Consider the following 18,197-nt stretch of genomic DNA (forward strand, 5'->3'; position numbering starts at 1 on the left):
CCGGGGACGGACTGACAGGAGCCATGCGTCCTTATCCATTCGAGCCCGTATCGTCGCAGGGAAGATCCCCTCTGGACCTGACCGAGGGCTTGCCCCCGCCGTCCTATTCCGGCCGCTTCGACTATCCGGACGCGCCCCAGCAGCCCTACACGACCAACCTGCCCGTGGTGCAGCGGCGCAATTACTGGCGCTGGATCATGCGCGGGCTCGGCGTGCTGATCCTGTTGTTCGTGCTGGCGGTCGGCTGGCTCGCGATCACCGCGCCGCTGTCGCAGTCGCTGAAGCCGCTGACCCCACCGAGCATCACCCTGCTCGCCGACGACGGATCGCCGATCGCACGGCGCGGCGCGATCATCGGCCCGCCGGTCGACGCGGCGAAACTGCCCAAGAACGTCACCAACGCCTTTCTCGCGATCGAGGACCGGCGCTTCCGCTCGCATTGGGGCATCGACCCCAAGGGCATCATCCGCGCCTTCGTTCATAATATGAGCCGGGGCCGGGTGCGCGAGGGCGGCAGCACCATCACCCAGCAACTCGCCAAGAACGCCTTTCTCGATTCGGACCGGACGGCGGCGCGCAAGGTGCGCGAGGTGATGATCGCCTTCTGGCTCGAGGCGTGGCTGTCGAAGGACGAGATCCTTTCACGCTATCTCTCGAACGTCTATTTCGGCGACAACGTCTACGGCCTGAGCGCGGCGGCAAAGCATTATTTCAACCGCGACCCGGACGAACTCTCGATCGGCCAGGCCGCGATGCTCGCCGGGCTGGTCAAGGCGCCATCGAAGCTTGCCCCGACCGTCAACCTCAAGGGCGCGCGCGACCGGCAGAAGCTGGTGGTCGGCGCCATGGCCGCGGCCGGCTTCATCGACAAGGCGACCGCCGAGGATGTCCGCCCGGCGCGCCTCGCCGTCGACCGGATCAGGCCCCTCCCCGACGGCACCTATTTCGCCGACTGGGTCCTGCCCGAGGCGCGCGACCGCGCCGGCGAGATCGTCACCGAGACGACGGTGAAGACGACGCTCGACCGCCGCCTGCAAAAGGCGGCGGAACGCTCGGTCAAGCGCGCCGGCCTGCGCCAGGCCCAGATCGCGTTGATCGCGATGCGCCCCGACGGCCGGGTCGTCGCGATGGTCGGCGGCAAATCCTATGCCGACAGCCCGTTCAACCGCGCGACCCAGGCTCGGCGCCAGCCCGGCTCGGCCTTCAAGCTGTTCGTCTATCTGGCGGCGCTGCGCAGCGGCATGACCCCGGATTCGATGGTCGACGATTCGCCGATCACCATCGCCGACTGGTCGCCGAAGAATGCCGACGGCCGCTATCTCGGTCCGATCACCCTGCGCCAGGCCTTCGCCAAATCGAGCAACGTCGCGGCGGCCCGCCTGATCCAGAAGGTCGGCGTGGCGAACGTCATCAAGGCCGCGCGCGACCTCGGCATCACCACCCCCATCCCCAGCGAAGCGACGATCGCGCTCGGCACGTCGAGCATGTCGCTGCTCGAACTGACCTCCGCCTATGCCGCGTTCGCCGCCGAATCCTATCCGGTCGCCGCCCGCGGGCTGGAAGAGGTGCACGACCAGAGCTGGTACGCCGCGCTGACCACCCGCTCGCGCCCGCTGACCGGCCGCATCCGCGACGACATGCTCGACCTGCTCTCCGCATCGGCCGAATCGGGCACCGGGCGCCAGGCGGCGCTGTCGGTCGACACGTACGGCAAGACCGGCACCACCCAGGACAATCGCGACGCGCTGTTCCTCGGCTTCGCCGGGGGGCTCGTCACCGGGGTGTGGGTCGGCAATGACGACAACACCCCCAATCCCGGCTTGTCGGGCGGCGGCATCCCGGCCCGGGTGTGGCGCGACTTCATGCAGCAGGCGCTCGGCGTCGGCCCGGCCCATGCGGCGGAACCGGCAGCCGAGGAAATCGACCCGGACGCGGAAAATGCGATCGATCCCGATGCGGTCACGCTACCGATCGAGGGCGAACTCCAGGGTCTTGGCCTCAACCTCCATATCGGCCGCGACGGCAGCATCCAGATCAACCGATCGAACCGCGACGACAATGGCGATCCTCCCTCCCGCCGCGACGACCGCGCCCCGCCGCGCGACCCGGAGGACGAGGAGCAATAAGGCGAGTTGACGCGCCGCCCGACGCGCAGCAAGGCGCTGGGCATGCGCTTCTTCTCCGACAACGCCGCCCCCGTCCATCCGGCCGTGCTCGCCGCGCTGGCCGAGGCCAATGTGCTCGACACCGCCTATGACGGCGACGCCTGGAGCAAGCAGCTCGACGGGTTGTTCTCCGACCTGTTCGAAACCGATGTCCGCGCTTTGTGGGTGCCGTCGGGCACGTCCGCGAACTGCCTCGCGCTCGCCGCGCTCTGCCCGCCGCATGGGGCAATCGTCTGCCACCGCGACGCGCATATCCAGAATGACGAATGCGGCGCGCCCGAATTCTATACGCATGGCGCCAAGCTGCTGCTCGCCGAAGGCCCTGGCGCGAAAATGACGCCGGAGACGGTGCGGGCAGTGCTCGCCACGACCCGGACCGATGTCCACGGAGTCCAGCCGCACGCCATCTCGATCACCAACGCGACCGAATATGGCCTGGTCTATTCGCCTGACGATGTCGCGGAGATTGGCGATCTGGCGAAGGCCAAAGGCCTCGGCCTGCATATGGACGGCGCCCGCTTCGCCAATGCCGTCGCGCATCTCGGCTGCTCGCCCGGCGACGTGACCTGGCGCGCCGGGGTCGACGCGCTCAGCTTTGGCTTCGTCAAGAATGGCGGGATGAGCGCCGAGGCGCTGATCTTCTTCAAGCCCGACCTCGCCGCCGCCACCCTGTACCGCCGCAAGCGCGCCGGGCTGCTGCTGTCCAAGGGCCGCTATCTCGCCGCGCAGATCCTCGCGCTGCTCGACGGCGATCTGTGGCTGGACAATGCCCGCACCGCGAATGCCGGCGCGGCGCTGCTCGCCCGCGCCGCCGGCGACCGGCTGGTCGTCCCGGTCGAGGCGAACGAGGTGTTCCTGCGCGTGTCGCCTGAGGAGGCAGCGAGTCTCCGCGCGCTCGGCTTCGACTTCTATGATTGGGGGCCCGGCGAGGCGCGGCTGGTCATTTCGTGGAGCCAGCGCGAAGAGGATATCCAGCCCCTCGCCGACGCGATCGCGGCGCTTTGATAGGGTCTGCTTATCATCTGACAAGGAAATCGCCGGTGCCGCCGGCGCCCGGCGGGCGCTAGGGCAGGGGCAATGTCCGACCAGCCCGCCCCGCAATCGACGCGCCTCGCGGTGCTGATCCCGTTCGGCATCGTCACCTTGATCTGGGGATCGACCTGGATCGTGATCACCGATCAGCTCGGCGTGGTGCCGCTCAACTGGTCGGTGACCTATCGCTTCACCGTCGGCGGGCTGACCATGCTGGCCTATGCCGCCTGGAAGCGCGAGACGGTCAGCCTCGACCGGCGCGGCTGGCTGTTCGTTATGGCTCTGGCCTTCACCCAGTTCTGCCTCAACTTCAATTTCGTCTATCGGGCCGAGACCTATATCACCTCCGGCCTGGTCGCGGTGGTGTTCGCGCTGCTGCTCGTGCCCAATGCGGTGTTCGGCCGCATCTTCCTCGGCCAGAAACTGGGCAGGCAGCTGATCGTCGGATCGGCGGTGGCGATGGCGGGCGTGGCGCTGCTGTTCGTCCATGAGGCGCGTTCCGATCCGCACGGGCCGGGCGCGGCATTGGCCGGAATCGGCCTCACGTTGCTCGCCGTGCTCTCGGCCTCGAGCGCGAACGTGCTGCAGGGGACCGAGACCGCCCGGCGCTATCCGATGGCGCCGACCCTCGGCATCGCCATGCTGGTCGGCGCGGCGATGGATGCCGCGATCGCCTGGATACTGACGGGCCCGCCGGTAATCGAGCCGCGCCTCGGCTATCTGATGGGCGTGCTCTATCTCGGGGTGGTCGCCTCGGCGCTCGCCTTCACCCTCTATTTCGGGGTGCTGCGCATCATCGGGCCGGCCAAGGCAGCCTATTCGAGCGTGATCATCCCGGTGATCGCGATGCTGCTCTCGACGATATTCGAAGGCTATCGCTGGTCGCTGCTCGCAGGAGCCGGCGCCGCGCTGGCGGGCGTCGGGCTGCTCATCGCGCTCAGGGCGCGCAGGCCGGCGCAATAATCGGGGTAAAGCGGGCGCCAGCCGAGCACCCGCTTCACCTTGCCGTTCGCGACCCGGCGGTTCTCGCCGTAAAAGGCCCGCGCCGGGGGCGACAGCGCCTCGAGCGGCACGAAGGGCGGCGGGTCGCATCCGAGCAGCCGCGCGGCATGCTCCATCACCGCATTCTGGCTCGCCGGCAGGTCGTCGGCGAGATTATACGCGCCCGCCGGCGCATCGAACCCGGCAATCACGCCCGAGACGAGATCGTCGACATGGATCCGGCTGAACACCTGTCCCGGCAGGTCGACGCGGTGCGCCCGCCCCTCGGCGATCCGGTCGAGCGGCGACCTGCCCGGGCCATAGATGCCGGGCAGGCGAAAGACGCGAGCGCCCATCGCCAGCCATGCCCTGTCCGCTACCGCCCGCGCCCCGCGCCGTCCGGTGCCGATCGGCGAGCCCTCATCCACCCACGCCCCGCCGGCATCGCCATAGACGCCGGTCGAGGAGAGATAACCGAGCCAGGCCTCCGCCTCGACAAGCGCCGGCCCATAAGCAACCAGCACCGGATCCTCGTCACCCGTGGGCGGCACCGAGGACAGGATATAGTCCGCCCCGGCGATCGCCGCCGTCACCGCCGCCTCGTCGCCGAACGCGATGGTTCCGGGCCGGCCATCACGGCTGGTGCCGGTCACCTGCCAGCCCCTGGCACCCAACCGGGCCGCCAGCGCCTGGGCCGAATAGCCCAGGCCGAAGACGAGCAAAGCGGTTATTTCGCGCCGTACCCGTTATAGAGCAGGCCGAAGAAATCGCCCTTGTTCCAGCGCGGCCGCTGGTCGCCGTCAGCGATCTCGCGCGCGATCGCATAGTTCGCGTCGACGAAGCGGATGCCCTGGCTCCAGTCGATCGGCTGCGACAAATCGTCGGTCGGCTGGTGATAGCGCTTGGCGAAGAACTCGGCCGTCGCCGCCTTGCCCGGCCCGGCCTGGCCTGGCCACAGGAAGACCGAGGGCACGCCCTGCTGGACGAAGCGATAATGATCCGAGCGGACGAAGATGCCCTGCGCCGGATCGGGATCGGGCGACATGGTCACGCCGAGCGCCGAGACCGCCTTGCTGACGATCGGCCCGAGCGTCGAGCGATCGGCGCCGAACACCGTCATATCCTCGAACCGATAGCTCAGGATCGGCATGTCGAGATTCACGTCGGCGACGATGCGGTTCATCGCGACCGTCGGGTGCTTGGAGAAATAATCGGAGCCGACCAGCCCCTTCTCCTCGCCGGTGACGGCCAGGAACATCACACTGCGGCGCGGCGGCTTGCCGCGCGCCTTGAAGCGCTTCGCCTCCTCGATCAGCGAGGCGATGCCGACCGCATTGTCCTCCGCCCCGTTGAAGATGTTGTCGCCCTTCATGTCGGGCCGCACGCCGAGATGATCGAGATGGGCCGACAAAACGACCACCTCCGAGCCGAGCTTGGGGTCGCTGCCCGGGATCATGCCCGCGACGTTGCTGCTCATGCCCTGCTGATAGGCAGTCTTCACCGCGATCGCGAGGCTGCCGGGCAGCTGCTCTGCCTTGAACTTCGCCTCGTTGTTGGTCGCGCGCTTGAACACGCTCTCCCACGGCGTCTTCGCGCCGGCGAACAGCTTGGCCGCACCGATATCGCTGATCGTGGCGAGCTGCGGCGCGCCCGGCGCGTCGCCGGTGCCGTCGGGCTTGCCCCAGGTCACGCGCGGACGGTCCCAGCCCTGCACCGCCGTGCCGAGCGGGCGCGGCTGGATCAGGATCGTGCCGATCGCGCCGCGCGACTGGGCGTAGATCGCCTTGGTCGTGCCGCCCGAGAAATGCGCGCGCTCCTCGCTCTGGAAGCTCGACGGCGCGCCGCCGAGATAGGCGACGATCTTGCCCTTCACATCGACGCCGGCATAATCGTCGCGCTTGTACTGCGGCGCGACGATACCGAAGCCGACAAACACCACCGGCGCGTCGACCGTGGTAGAGGCCGCGCCAGCATAGGCGCCGGGGACATAATCGTCGCCGAACACCAGGCGTAGCGGCTCGGCATCCTTGCGGGTCAGCACCAGATCGCCCTTGTCGGCGGCGCGATAGGTGACGAGCGGCACCTTTTGCAGATAGCCGCCATTGTCGCCCGCCGGCCGCAGGCCCGCCGCATAGAATTGCGCCGCGACATATTCGGCCGCGATGTCGAATTCCGGGCTGCCCGCCTCGCGCCCGCGCATCGCGTCCGAGGCGAGGAACATGACATGCGCCTTCATCGCCGCCTGGTCGTCGGGCAGCACCGCGTTGACGATATCGTTGATGGCCTTCGCATCCTTCGCCGGGGCGGTGGGAGCTGGGGCCGGGGTTGTCTGGGCCAGCGCGGCGCCCGCGAAACTCATCAGCGCGATCGCGCCAACCGAACGAAACATGCCTTTTCCTTGTGCAATCGAGAGACTGGAGACGGCCTAGCACCGCCATTCACGCGCGCAAGTGCGACAGTCCGGGCGGCGATTTCGGTGGCACGAGCGGAATCTCGTCCCTACATCCAGCGACATGCTCGACGTCCAGACCGCCACCGCCCTGCCTCATGTCACGCGCCGCGACGATTATGAGGCGCCCAACTGGCTGGTCCCGGAGATCGCGCTCGATTTCGACCTCGTGCCCGAGGCGACGCGCGTCCAGGCAGTGCTGCACATCATCCGCAATGGCGCGCATGACGAACCGCTCCGCCTCGACGGCGGCGGCCAGACCCCGTTCTCGGTCAAGGTCGACGGCAAGACGATCAACGACTGGACGATCGAGGACGACACGCTCGTCATCCCGCTCTCCGGCTCGGCTCATACGATCGAGACCGAGGTCGAGATCGCGCCGGACCGCAACACCCAGCTGATGGGGCTCTATGCTTCGGGCGGCAATCTCTGCACCCAGTGCGAGGCGGAAGGCTTCCGCCGCATCACCTTCTTCCCCGACCGGCCCGATGTGCTCAGCCGCTACAAGGTGCGGATGACGGCGGACAAGGCGCGCTTCCCGGTGCTGCTCGCCAATGGCGATCCGGTCGGTGAGGGCGATCTGGGCGACGGGCGCCACTGGGCCGAATGGCACGATCCCTTCCCCAAGCCCTGCTATCTCTTCGCGATGGTCGCGGGCGACCTGGTCGCCAATCGCGGCACCTTCGTCACCGGGTCGGGCCGCGAGGTCGCGCTCGGCATCTGGGTCCGCGCCGCCGATGTCGCCAAGACCGGCCATGCGCTGGAAGCGCTCAAGACCGCCATGGCCTGGGACGAGCGGGTCTATGGCCGCGAGTATGACCTGGACGTGTTCAACATCGTCGCGGTCGACGATTTCAACTTCGGTGCGATGGAGAACAAGGGTCTCAATATCTTCAATTCGCGCTATATCCTGGCCGACCCCGACACCGCGACCGACTATGATTTCGACGCGATCGCGGCTGTGGTGGCACACGAGTATTTTCACAACTGGTCGGGCAACCGCGTCACCTGCCGCGACTGGTTCCAGCTCTCGCTGAAAGAGGGCTTCACCGTCTTTCGCGACCAGAGCTTCTCCGCCGACCAGGGGTCGGCCGCGGTCAAGCGGATCGAGGATGTCCGGGGCCTGCGCGCGGCGCAATTCCCCGAGGATGCCGGCCCGCTCGCCCATCCGATCCGGCCGGACGAATATCTGGAGATCTCGAACTTCTACACCGCGACGATCTACAACAAGGGCGCGGAAGTTATCCGCATGATGGCGACGCTGCTGGGCCCCCAGCGCTTCCGCACCGCCACCGATCTCTATTTCGATCGCTTCGACGGCACGGCCGCGACCTGCGAGGATTTCGTCGCGTGCATGGAGGAAGGGGGCGAGATCGACCTCACCCAGTTCCGCCGCTGGTACAGCCAGGCCGGCACGCCGCGCGTCACCGCGTCGCTGGCGCATGAACCCGGCAGCGGCCGCGCCACCTTGACCCTGTCGCAGCGGACTCTTCCGACGCCGGGCCAGCCCGACAAGCTGCCGATGGTGCTGCCGATCAAGCTGAAGCTGTTCGGCGCCGACAGCGCCCGCCCGATCGGCCCGGAGCAGTTGATCCAGCTGACCGACGCGGAGGAACGGATCAGCTTCGAGACCGTCACCGAACGTCCCGTCCTGTCGATCAACCGCGGCTTCACCGCGCCCGTCATCATCGAGACCGACCGCACGGCCGCCGACCTCGCCTTCCTGTCGGCGCATGACGACGATCCCTTCGCCCGTTATGAGGCGATGCAGCAACTGATGCTCGACACTTTAGTCAGCTCGGTCAGCCAGGGTCGCGCCGATCATGCGCCGGTGATCGCCGCCATCGCCAACACGCTCGACGACCCCCATCTCGACCGCGCCTTCGTGGCCGAGGCAGTGTTGCTGCCGTCGGAGAGCTTCATCGGCGACCAGATGAAGATCGTCGATCCCGAGGCGATCTATGTCGCGCGCGAGGCGCTCCGCCGCGACATCGGCCGCACGCTCGAGGCGAAGTGGCGCGCCGAATATGAGGGCGCCCGTGCAACGACGTTCGAATATTCACCGCTGGCCAAGGGCATGCGGCGCCTGCGCACCGTCGCGCTCGGCTATATCGCGGCGAATGGCGGCGATGAGGCGGCGGCGCTGGCCTTCGCCCAGTTCGAGGCGGCGGACAACATGACCGATCGCCAGGGCGCGCTGACCACTTTGGTCAACGGCACGTCAGACCGGCGGATCGCCGCGCTCGACATTTTCTACAACCGCTATTCGGACAATGGCCTGGTGCTCGACAAATGGTTCTCGACCCAGGCGCTGTCCTCGCGTGACGACACCCTGGCGAGCGTCAAGGAGCTGGCGCGCCACCGCGACTTCACCCTTGCCAACCCGAACCGCGCCCGATCGCTGGTCGGGGCGTTCAGCGTCAACCAGCGCGCGTTCAATACGGCCTCGGGCGAGGGCTATCGCTTCGTCGCCGACCAGCTCATCGCGCTCGACAAGCTCAACCCGCAGACCGCGGCGAAGCTGATCCCGCCGCTCGGCCGCTGGCGCCGCTTCGACGAGGCGCGCGGCGCGCTGATGCGCGCGGAACTGGAGCGGATCGTGGCGACGCCGGGCCTGTCGAAGGATATGTTCGAGCAGACGACGCGCAGCCTGGACGGCTAACCCGTCACCAGATCGAGCATCGCCAGCGCATTGCCGAGCGCCGCGCCCGACGCGGTATTGTCGTAGATCGTCCAGTTCTCCGTGTGCGCAACGCGGGCGATTACGGCCTGCCGTTCGATCGCCGCCGCGTCATAGTCCGACCAATAGATGCGCGGCGAGCCATGCAGCCGGGTGTAGCGGAGGCCGCGCCATCCGCCCGGCTCGGCCGCACCGGGCACCGGCGCCGGATCGGCCGCAACCCGCGCTACTCGATGCTCAACGAGCAGCGCATCGGCCTCGGGCGTGAACCAGCCGGCATGGCGTGGCTCGCATGTCATCGTTCCGCCCAGCAGGTCACGCGCGAGGCTGAAGAACCGATCCGCGACATGCGCGTCGAAGCCGAGCTTGGGCGGCAACTGGATCAGGACGGGTCCGCGTTTTTCCCCAAGGCCTGCAACCTCTCCGGCGAAGCGCCCGATCAAGTTCACGCAGTCGACCAGCCGGTGCTCATGGGTGATCGCCCTGGGCAGCTTCACGGCGAACCGGAAGCCAGCCGGCACGCTCGCCGCCCAGCGGGCATAGGTCTCGGGCTTGTGCGGCCGGTAGAAGCTCGAATTGATCTCGACCGCGTCGAACGTCGCGGCATAGCGTTCGAGATGGCTGCCCTTGTCCGGGAAGCGCCCGGCCGGCGGCTTGTACAGCGACCAGCCCGCCGTTCCGATACGAATCCGTTGCCTAGAAGAGCCTGCCGCCATTGGGGACGGTAACGCTTGGACCAACCAGAACGACCCGGCCTTCGGCATCGGGAAAGCCCAACGTCAGCACTTCCGACATCATCGGCCCGATCTGGCGCGGCGGGAAATTGACCACCGCGGCGACCTGACGGCCCGGCAGTTCCTCCAGCCTGTAATGGTCGGTGATCTGCGCCGAGGAGCGCTTCACCCCGATGACCGGCCCGAAATCGATCGTCAGCTTATAGGCCGGCTTGCGCGCCTCGGGAAAAGGCAGCGCGTCCAGGATCGTGCCGATACGGATGTCGACCGCGAGGAAATCGTCGAAGCCAATCTGCGCGGCCACGCCTTCCGCCGGATCAGGAAGTTTGTGCATCAGAAGTCGAAATCCACATCGTCATATTCCTTGGGCGGGGTGATCCCCGTCATCCGTTCGGACAGCAAAGGCCGAAAGCTGGGCCGGCTCTTGAAGCCGCGATACCAGCGCGCGGTCTGCTCATGCCCCTTCCAGTCGACCCCGCCGAGATAGTCGGCGACCGAGATCTGCGCAGCGGCGGCAAGATCGGCGAGGCTCATCGTCGCGCCGGCCATCCAGTTGTGATGGTCGAGCAGGTAATCGGTGTAATCGAGATGGCGCTCGGCCGCCTTCATCGCCTCGCGCAGCACCTTGGCGTCGGGCGACTCCCTGGTCACGATCCGCTTCATCATCCGCTCGCCGAGCAGGGGGGCGGTCACGTCCTGGAAGAACTGGTTGTCGAACCACGCGACCAGCCGGCGGATCTCGGCACGGTTGACCGCGGTGCCGTTGATCATCGCCGCCTTGTCGACCGTCTCCTCGAGATATTCGCAGATCGCCATCGAATCCATGAGCAGGATGTTGCGTTTGGGATCGACCATGACCGGCACCTGGCCGGCCGGATTCATGTCGAGAAACTCGTCGCGCCGATCCCAGGGATTCTCCAGGACGAGGTCGTACCCGACGCCCTTTTCGCCGAGCAGGAGCCGGACTTTGCGCGAAAAGGGGCACAGGGGGAATTGATAAAGCTGCCACATAAGGCTCTGTTAGGCCGAGCGGGCGAGCGGGGGAAGGCATGATGGCGGACGATTCGTTCGAGACGGTGGCAATCGTCTACACCCAGCCCGAGACGGCCGTGATGCTGTCGATGTTCGCCTTTTACGGCATCCCGGCGATGCCGGTCGGCCTTGGCCACAGCCAGATCGCGCCGAACCTGACGGTCGCGCTGGGCGGCGTGCTGATCCGCGTGCCGGGCTGGGCTGCGGCGGAGGCTCAAACGCTGCTGGCCGAGGTGGCGGAGCGGCCGCAGGCGGTGCGGCCGAGGCTGATCGACAATGCCGTGATGAACGGGCTGATCGTGCTGCTGTTCTGCTTCCTGACCGGCACGATCCCGCCGACACGGACGGGATCGACCTTCTTTCTCGGCGATAAAGGGTAGCGCAGCCTCAAATGCCCACCGTCACCCCGGACTTGTTCCGGCATGACGGTTGAGGACTACTCCGCCGCCACCATCTCCGACCGGTCGTCCAGCGGATGCGCCAGGCGGGTCAGCATCTCCTTCGGCACGACCTGCCAGAACCGATCGATCACCCGGCCCCAATCGTCGAGCAAAGCCGCCGACCATTTGCTGTCGGTCGCCGCATGGTGCGCGCGCACCAGGTTGAGCAGCACCGCCTCCCAGTGCATCGAGGACAGGCGCTGCCACACGATGTTCTCGGGGTTGGCGCGGCGCTCGAAGCTGCCGTCCGAGTCGTAGACAAAGGCCATGCCCCCGGTCATGCCGGCACCGAAATTCGCGCCGACCGGGCCCAGCACCACGGCGGTGCCGCCGGTCATATATTCGCACCCGTTCGCGCCGCAGCCCTCGACCACAACGCTCGCACCCGAGTTGCGCACGGCGAAGCGCTCGCCCGCCTGGCCCGCCGCGAACAGGCTGCCCGAGGTCGCGCCGTACAGCACGGTGTTGCCGATGATCGTGTTGTCCTGGCTGGCAAGCGGTGAGCTCACCACCGGGCGCACCGCGATGATCCCGCCCGACAGGCCTTTGCCGACATAGTCGTTGGCGTCGCCGAACACCTCGAGCGTGATGCCCTTGCACAGGAAAGCGCCGAGCGACTGGCCGGCCGATCCGCGCAACCGGACATGGACATGCCCGTCCGCCAGCTTCGACATGCCGAACTTGCGGGTGATCTCGCTCGACAGCCGCGTGCCGACCGCGCGGTGCGTGTTGCGCACCGAATAGGTGAGTTGCATCTTCTCGCCGCGCGAGAACACCGCCGCCGCATCCTTGATCATCTGCGCATCGAGGCTGTCCGGGACTTCGTTGCGCCAAGCCGACAGGCTGAAGCGCCGATCGGCATCGTCCGCATCGACCTTGGCGAGGATCGGGTTGAGATCGAGATCGTCGAGATGCTCGGCACCGCGGCTGACCTGGCGGAGCAGCTCGGTGCGGCCGATCACCTCGTCCAGGCTGCGGAAACCAAGCCGGGCAAGGATGTCGCGCACTTCCTCGGCGATGAAGGTCATCAGGTTGATGACCTTTTCCGGCGTACCGGTGAACTTGGCGCGCAGGCGCTCGTCCTGAACGCACACCCCCACCGGGCAGGTGTTGGAATGGCATTGCCGCACCATGATGCAGCCCATCGCCACCAGGCTCAAGGTGCCGATGCCGAATTCCTCGGCGCCGAGGATCGCGGCGATGACGATATCGCGCCCGGTCTTGAGGCCGCCATCGGTGCGCAGCTTGATGCGGCCGCGCAGGCCGTTGAGCGTCAAGGTCTGATTGACCTCGCTCAGGCCCATTTCCCACGGCGTACCGGCATATTTGATGCTGGTCTGCGGGCTCGCGCCGGTGCCGCCGACATGGCCGGAGACCAGGATCACATCGGCATGCGCCTTGGCGACGCCCGCCGCGACGGTGCCGATGCCGGCCGAACTGACCAGCTTCACGCACACCCGCGCAACCGGGTTGATCTGCTTCAGGTCGTAGATGAGCTGCGCCAGATCCTCGATCGAATAGATGTCGTGGTGCGGCGGCGGCGAGATCAGCATCACACCGGGCGTCGCATGGCGCAGCTTGGCGATGAACTCGGTCACCTTGAAGCCGGGCAGCTGACCGCCCTCGCCGGGCTTGGCGCCCTGCGCGACCTTGATCTCGATCTCATCGCAGGCGTTGAGATATTCAGCCGTCACGCCGAACCGGCCCGACGCGATCTGCTTCACGCCCGAATTGGCGTTGTCGCCGTTCGGATAAGGGGCATAGCGCGCCTTGTCCTCGCCGCCCTCGCCCGATACCGCCTTGGCGCCGATGCGGTTCATCGCGATCGCCAGCGTCTCGTGCGCCTCGGGGCTCAAGGCGCCAAGTGACATGCCCGGTGTCACGAAGCGCTTGCGGATCTCGGTGATCGCCTCGACCTGGTCGATGGCCACGCCCTCGTTCGGGAAATTGAACTGGAACAGGTCGCGCAAATAGACCGGGGGCAGCGACTCGACCCCGCGCGAGAATTGCAGATAGGTCGAATAGCTGTCAGTCGCGACCGCCGTCTGCAACAGGTGCATCAGCTGCGCCGAATAGGCATGGGTCTCGCCCGTGTGGCGCTGGCGGTAGAAGCCGCCAATCGGCAAGTTCACCACCACTTCGTCAAACGCTGCCTCGTGCCTGAGCGCGGCGTTGAGATGAAGCGAGGCATAACCCTCGCCCGAGATCTTCGCCGGCATGCCGGGGAACAGATCGTTGACCAGGCTGCGCGACAGCCCCACGGCCTCGAAATTATAGCCGCCGCGATAGCTGGAGATCACCGCGATCCCCATCTTCGACATGATCTTGAGCAGGCCCTCATCGACCGCATGGCGATGGTTGGCGAGGCACTTCTCTATGCTCAGGTCGCCGAACAGCCCGCGCTGGTGTCGGTCGACGATCGACGCCTCGGACAGATAGGCATGCACCGTCGTCGCGCCGACGCCGATCAACACCGCATAATAATGCGTGTCGAGGCATTCGGCGGTCTGGATGTTGATGCTGGCATAGGAACGCAGGCCGCGCCGGACGAGATGCGTATGCACCGCCGCCGCCGCGAGCACGCCGGCGATGCCGACCCGGTCCGGGCCGATGTTCATGTCGCTCAGGAATATCTCGCTCTTCCCTTCGCGTACGGCCTGTTCAGCCTCGGCGCGGATACGCGCGATCGCACCGCGCAACGTCTCCGGCCCGCCGCCGCTTTCGAAGGTGCAGTCGATATCGGCGACCTTCGACCCGAAAAACGCCTTGAGCCGCGCCCAGTCGGCACCCGTCAGCACCGGTGATTCGAGCACCAGCACGCCGTCGCGCCGATCCTCGGTATCGAGGATGTTGGCGAGATTGCCGAAGCGGGTCTTGAGCGACATCACATGGCGTTCGCGTAAGGAATCGATCGGCGGGTTGGTGACCTGGCTGAAATTCTGCCGGAAGAACTGGCTGATCAGCCGGGGCTTGTCGGAGATGACCGCGAGCGGCGTATCGTCGCCCATCGAGCCGATCGCTTCTTTCGCGCCCTCGACCATCGGCGACAGGATCAGCTCCATGTCCTCGAGCGTCTGCCCGGCCGCGACCTGGCGGCGAGTCAGCTCGGCGCGCTCGAACCGCACGGTGGCGTCGGCCGGCGCGGGCGGCAGATCGTTCACGCCGAGGAAATTGCCGATCATCGTCGCGTAATCGGCCTCGCCCGCGATCTGATCCTTGATCTCGCGGTCCTTGAACAGAACGCCCTTGTCGAGATCGACCGCGATCATCTGGCCCGGCCCGAGCCGGCCCTTCTCGACGATGGTCGATTCGGGCACGACGACCATGCCGCTTTCCGAACCCACGATCAGCAGGCCGTCCGAGGTGCGGGTATAGCGCAACGGGCGGAGCGCGTTGCGATCCATGCCGGCGACCGCCCAGCGGCCGTCCGTCATCGCCAGTGCGGCGGGGCCGTCCCACGGCTCCATCACGCTGGCGAGATATTTGTACATGTCGAGATGCGCCCTGGGCATCTCGCCCTTCGGGCCCCAGGCCTCGGGCACCAGCATCAGCTTCGCCGTCGGCGCGTCACGGCCCGAGCGGCAGATCGCCTCGAAGGTGGCGTCGAGCGCGGCGGTGTCCGACGCACCGGCCGGGATCACCGGCTTGATGTCCTCCGAATATTCGCCGAACGCCAGGCTCGCCATCTTGATCTCGTGGCTGAGCATCCAGTTCTTGTTGCCACGGATCGTGTTGATCTCGCCATTATGGGCGAGGCAGCGGAACGGCTGGGCCAGCCACCATTGCGGGAAGGTGTTGGTCGAATAACGCTGGTGGAAGATCGCGACCCGGCTCTCGAAGCGCTGGTCGGTCAGATCGGGATAGAAGACCGACAGGCTCTCCGCGAGGAACAGGCCCTTGTAGATGATCGAGCGGCACGACAGCGAGCAGATGTAGAAGCCCTGGATCTGCGCCGCGATCACGCGCTTCTCGATCCGGCGGCGGACGAGATAGAGATTCTTCTCGAACTCGGCGGCGCTCTGCTCCTCGGGCAGCGGCCCGGCGATCATGATCTGCTCGATCTCGGGGCGAGTCGACTGCGCCTTCTGCCCGATCACCGAGACGTCGACCGGCACCTGGCGCCAGCCATAGATGGTATAGCCCTCATCGATGATCGCGCTCTCGACGATCGTCCGGCAATCTTCCTGCGCGCCCAGGTCGGTGCGCGGCAGGAAGATCATGCCGACCGCGAGCCGGTTCGGCATGGTCTTGTGGCCCGAGGCGCTGATCGCATCGTCGAAGAACTTGACCGGCAGGTCGACATGCAGACCGGCACCGTCGCCGGTCTTGCCGTCGGCATCGACCGCGCCACGGTGCCACACGGCCTTCAGCGCATCGATCGCCGACTGGACGACGCGGCGCGAGGGCGTGCCGTCGGTCGCGGCGACCAGGCCGACGCCGCAGGCATCCGATTCGAATTCGGGACGGTACATGCCGACCTCGGCGAGGCGGGCGCGTTCGGATTCAGTCGCCATGGGAAGCGCCCTTCTTGTCGAGAGCCTTGAGTTCAGACATCAGCTTGGCGAGCTCTTCATTGGTTCGGCCCACTGATGTCTGCATGAGATTGCCCATCCAGGCCGCGACATCGGGATCACTCATGATCGTCGGTGACTCGGCCAGATATACCTGGCCCGTGGGCGTGGCGAAAAAGGTCGCCATGTCCCGTAGCTGCTGCAGAGTGAAACGGCGCGCATAGGCATGCGCCATCGCCTCGAGCATGCTCGGCAAACCGGCCTTGAGCTGCTCCGTCGCGAGTGCCTGCTGACGTTCGATAAAACGGTCGAACACCGGGCGGACATCGGGATTCTTTTCCAGCGTAGCCGAAAGACCCGGAGCCTGTTTCATGCTCTGCACCATGGTCTGCATGATCGACGCCATCATCGAGGACACCATCTGCTCCCGCGTCGCGGGAGGCATGATCTGGTTCATCAGCGCGCGCGCTTCGACCAATCGCGTCGGATCGACGGCGGGCGCTGCGACCGGCGCTGCCGACCGAGCCATTACGGGGGTCGGCAACAAGGCGGCAGCGGTCGCGAGGAAAAGATACTTCTTCATGCCGCCCTCTTCCCCGCCTTGGCCTTTGCCTTCAGCCAGTTGTGCATCGTCGTCGCCACGTCGCGGCCGTCGCGGATCGCCCAGACCACCAAGCTCGCGCCGCGAACGATGTCGCCCGCCGCGAACACGCCGTCGAGCGACGTCATCAGGGTCTTGTTGTCTACCAGCAACGTGCCCCAGCGCGTCACGCCCAACTCCGGCGCGCCGAACATCGCCGGCAGCTCCTCGGCATCGAAGCCGAGCGCCTTGATCACCAGGTCGGCCGGGAGGGTGAAACCGCTGTCGGGTTCAGCCTCGGGCGCACGCCGGCCGCTCGCATCGGGGGCGCCGAGCCGCATCTTCGTGGCGTGCACGCCGGTCACCGTATCGCGCGCATCGAATGCCTGAGGCGCGGAAAGCCAGACGAACTCGACGCCCTCCTCCTCGGCATTGGCGACTTCGCGCTGCGAGCCCGGCATGTTCGCGCGGTCGCGGCGATACAGACACTTAACCGAGGCCGCGCCCTGGCGCACCGCGGTGCGGACGCAGTCCATGGCGGTATCGCCGCCGCCGATCACCACGACATTCTTGCCGGCGGCATCGAGCTTGCCATTGTCGAAGTCCGGCACCGTATCGCCGAAGCCCTTGCGGTTGGAGGCGGTGAGATAATCGAGCGCCTCGACCACGCCCGCGCTGCCGACACCCGGCGCCTTGATCGCGCGGGGCTTGTACACACCCGTCGCGATCAGGATCGCATCGTGGCGCTGGCGCAACTCGTCGAGCGTGGCATCGCGGCCGACCTCGAAGCTTTCGTGGAATATGATGCCGCCCGCCTTGAGCCGATCGACCCGGCGGGTGACGACATGCTTCTCCAGCTTGAAGCCGGGGATGCCATAAGTCAGCAATCCGCCGGCCCGGTCGTGCCGGTCATAGACATGCACGTCATACCCCATGGTCCGACAATATTCGGCGGCGGAGAGCCCGGCCGGCCCAGCCCCGATCACGCCGACCGACTGACCGCGCGGCGCGCCCGGCACCAGCGGCTCGACCCAGCCTTCCTCCCAGGCGGTGTCGGTGATGAACTTCTCGACCGATCCGATCGTCACCGCGCCGTGGCCGGAGAATTCGATCACGCAATTGCCCTCGCACAGCCGGTCCTGCGGGCAGATGCGGCCGCAGATCTCGGGCATGGTCGAAGTGGCATTGCTCAGTTCATAGGCCTCGCGCAGCCGGCCTTCGGCGGTCAGGCGCAGCCAGTCCGGGATATGGTTGTGCAGCGGGCAATGCACCGAGCAATAGGGCACACCGCATTGCGAGCAGCGCCCGGCCTGTTCCTCCGCGGCGATCGGGGCATATCGATCGGCGATCTCGCGGAAATCCTCCGCGCGCGGCTTGGCCGGGCGCTTGCCCGGATAGGCCTGTGCCCGGTCCACGAACTTCAATGTGTTGCCGTCAGCCATGGTCGCCCGCCTCGTGAAATCGAGGTGGCGCTAGCGATTCCCGTGGCGAATGTCACGCTGAATCCGCTAAATAGGTAAGCTTGACTGTCCTATTTAATCGTATTTGTTGCTGCATTCATCCGCGCACGAAGCGTATTGTCCAATATTTGTC

12 protein-coding genes and 1 pseudogene are annotated in these 18,197 nt (G+C 66.7%); 5 read left to right on the plus strand and 8 right to left on the minus strand.

All coding sequences use genetic code 11. From position 1 onward, the window contains the following. Positions 1-23: 23 nt before the first annotated feature. From AC1RT8_RS14345 to AC1RT8_RS14355, 3 genes are all read left to right on the plus strand, one after another. A complete protein-coding gene (locus tag AC1RT8_RS14345) occupies positions 24-2,126 on the plus strand; it encodes a transglycosylase domain-containing protein (protein ID WP_493076335.1) in 2,103 nt (700 codons plus the stop codon). A 42-nt stretch (positions 2,127-2,168) separates the two neighbouring features. Continuing rightward, on the plus strand, positions 2,169-3,170 hold the full coding sequence (locus AC1RT8_RS14350; RefSeq protein WP_493076530.1) for a threonine aldolase family protein: 1,002 nt from the start codon (positions 2,169-2,171) through the stop codon (positions 3,168-3,170). Between the two features lie 72 nt (positions 3,171-3,242). After that, a complete protein-coding gene (locus tag AC1RT8_RS14355; RefSeq protein WP_493076336.1) occupies positions 3,243-4,160 on the plus strand; it encodes a DMT family transporter in 918 nt (305 codons plus the stop codon). Here the strand turns inward: AC1RT8_RS14355 and AC1RT8_RS14360 are convergent. Continuing rightward, positions 4,070-4,900 carry a Rossmann-fold NAD(P)-binding domain-containing protein gene (locus tag AC1RT8_RS14360; protein WP_493076337.1) on the minus strand — a complete coding sequence of 277 codons (831 nt, stop codon included), beginning with the start codon at positions 4,898-4,900 and terminating at the stop codon, positions 4,070-4,072. The two genes, AC1RT8_RS14355 and AC1RT8_RS14360, sit on opposite strands and share 91 nt — an antisense overlap. Before the next feature lie 5 nt (positions 4,901-4,905). Continuing rightward, on the minus strand, positions 4,906-6,567 hold the full coding sequence (locus tag AC1RT8_RS14365) for a M28 family metallopeptidase (RefSeq protein WP_493076338.1): 1,662 nt from the start codon (positions 6,565-6,567) through the stop codon (positions 4,906-4,908). A 124-nt stretch (positions 6,568-6,691) separates the two neighbouring features. Here AC1RT8_RS14365 and pepN point away from each other — a divergent pair, with 124 nt between their 5' ends. Next, on the plus strand, positions 6,692-9,289 hold the full coding sequence (gene pepN / locus AC1RT8_RS14370) for an aminopeptidase N (protein ID WP_493076339.1): 2,598 nt from the start codon (positions 6,692-6,694) through the stop codon (positions 9,287-9,289). On the opposite strand, the gene AC1RT8_RS14375 is transcribed toward pepN, so the two are convergent. From AC1RT8_RS14375 to AC1RT8_RS14385, 3 genes and pseudogenes are all read right to left on the minus strand, one after another. Further along, entirely contained in the window at positions 9,286-10,023 is a 738-nt protein-coding gene (locus tag AC1RT8_RS14375) for a DUF72 domain-containing protein (RefSeq protein ID WP_493076340.1), read from the minus strand. The genes pepN and AC1RT8_RS14375 overlap by 4 nt on opposite strands. Then, complete coding sequence (locus AC1RT8_RS14380; protein ID WP_493076341.1) at positions 10,004-10,375, minus strand: tRNA-binding protein; 372 nt, start codon at positions 10,373-10,375, stop codon at positions 10,004-10,006. The genes AC1RT8_RS14375 and AC1RT8_RS14380 overlap by 20 nt, the downstream gene beginning before the upstream one ends. Positions 10,376-10,515: 140 nt before the next feature. Then, a pseudogene (locus AC1RT8_RS14385) lies at positions 10,516-11,052 on the minus strand (glutathione S-transferase family protein); the annotation flags it as partial. A 41-nt stretch (positions 11,053-11,093) separates the two neighbouring features. On the opposite strand from AC1RT8_RS14385, the gene AC1RT8_RS14390 reads away from it, so the two are divergent. Continuing rightward, positions 11,094-11,453, plus strand: coding sequence for a hypothetical protein (locus tag AC1RT8_RS14390; RefSeq protein ID WP_493076342.1), 360 nt, complete (start codon positions 11,094-11,096; stop codon positions 11,451-11,453). A 56-nt stretch (positions 11,454-11,509) separates the two neighbouring features. Here the strand turns inward: AC1RT8_RS14390 and gltB are convergent, their stop codons facing one another. From gltB to AC1RT8_RS14405, 3 genes are read right to left on the minus strand one after another with little or no spacing between them, the layout of a single operon-like run. Next, positions 11,510-16,027 (minus strand): glutamate synthase large subunit, encoded by a 4,518-nt coding sequence (gene gltB, locus AC1RT8_RS14395; RefSeq protein ID WP_493076343.1) that lies wholly within the window; start codon positions 16,025-16,027, stop codon positions 11,510-11,512. After that, positions 16,017-16,607, minus strand: a complete 591-nt coding sequence (locus AC1RT8_RS14400; RefSeq protein WP_493076344.1) for a DUF2059 domain-containing protein — start codon at positions 16,605-16,607, stop codon at positions 16,017-16,019. The genes gltB and AC1RT8_RS14400 overlap by 11 nt, the downstream gene beginning before the upstream one ends. Next, the gene (locus tag AC1RT8_RS14405) at positions 16,604-18,046 is read right to left on the minus strand and encodes an NAD(P)-dependent oxidoreductase (RefSeq protein WP_493076345.1); all 1,443 of its coding nucleotides are present in this window, start codon (positions 18,044-18,046) and stop codon (positions 16,604-16,606) included. The genes AC1RT8_RS14400 and AC1RT8_RS14405 overlap by 4 nt, the downstream gene beginning before the upstream one ends. Positions 18,047-18,197 lie beyond the last annotated feature (151 nt).

The sequence above is a fragment of the Sphingomonas sp. GW821-FHT10F11 genome (genome assembly GCF_058809095.1).

What these genes read in the sequence shown, in the direction of transcription:
- AC1RT8_RS14390 (WP_493076342.1), top strand. Translation starts at nt 11,094, where the DNA reads ATGGCGGACGATTCGTTCGAGACGGTGGCAATCGTCTACACCCAGCCC.
- AC1RT8_RS14350 (WP_493076530.1), top strand. Translation starts at nt 2,169, where the DNA reads ATGCGCTTCTTCTCCGACAACGCCGCCCCCGTCCATCCGGCCGTGCTC.
- AC1RT8_RS14355 (WP_493076336.1), top strand. Translation starts at nt 3,243, where the DNA reads ATGTCCGACCAGCCCGCCCCGCAATCGACGCGCCTCGCGGTGCTGATC.
- AC1RT8_RS14400 (WP_493076344.1), bottom strand. Translation starts at nt 16,607, where the DNA reads ATGAAGAAGTATCTTTTCCTCGCGACCGCTGCCGCCTTGTTGCCGACC.
- pepN (WP_493076339.1), top strand. Translation starts at nt 6,692, where the DNA reads ATGCTCGACGTCCAGACCGCCACCGCCCTGCCTCATGTCACGCGCCGC.
- AC1RT8_RS14405 (WP_493076345.1), bottom strand. Translation starts at nt 18,046, where the DNA reads ATGGCTGACGGCAACACATTGAAGTTCGTGGACCGGGCACAGGCCTAT.
- AC1RT8_RS14380 (WP_493076341.1), bottom strand. Translation starts at nt 10,375, where the DNA reads ATGCACAAACTTCCTGATCCGGCGGAAGGCGTGGCCGCGCAGATTGGC.
- AC1RT8_RS14345 (WP_493076335.1), top strand. Translation starts at nt 24, where the DNA reads ATGCGTCCTTATCCATTCGAGCCCGTATCGTCGCAGGGAAGATCCCCT.
- AC1RT8_RS14365 (WP_493076338.1), bottom strand. Translation starts at nt 6,567, where the DNA reads ATGTTTCGTTCGGTTGGCGCGATCGCGCTGATGAGTTTCGCGGGCGCC.
- gltB (WP_493076343.1), bottom strand. Translation starts at nt 16,027, where the DNA reads ATGGCGACTGAATCCGAACGCGCCCGCCTCGCCGAGGTCGGCATGTAC.
- AC1RT8_RS14375 (WP_493076340.1), bottom strand. Translation starts at nt 10,023, where the DNA reads ATGGCGGCAGGCTCTTCTAGGCAACGGATTCGTATCGGAACGGCGGGC.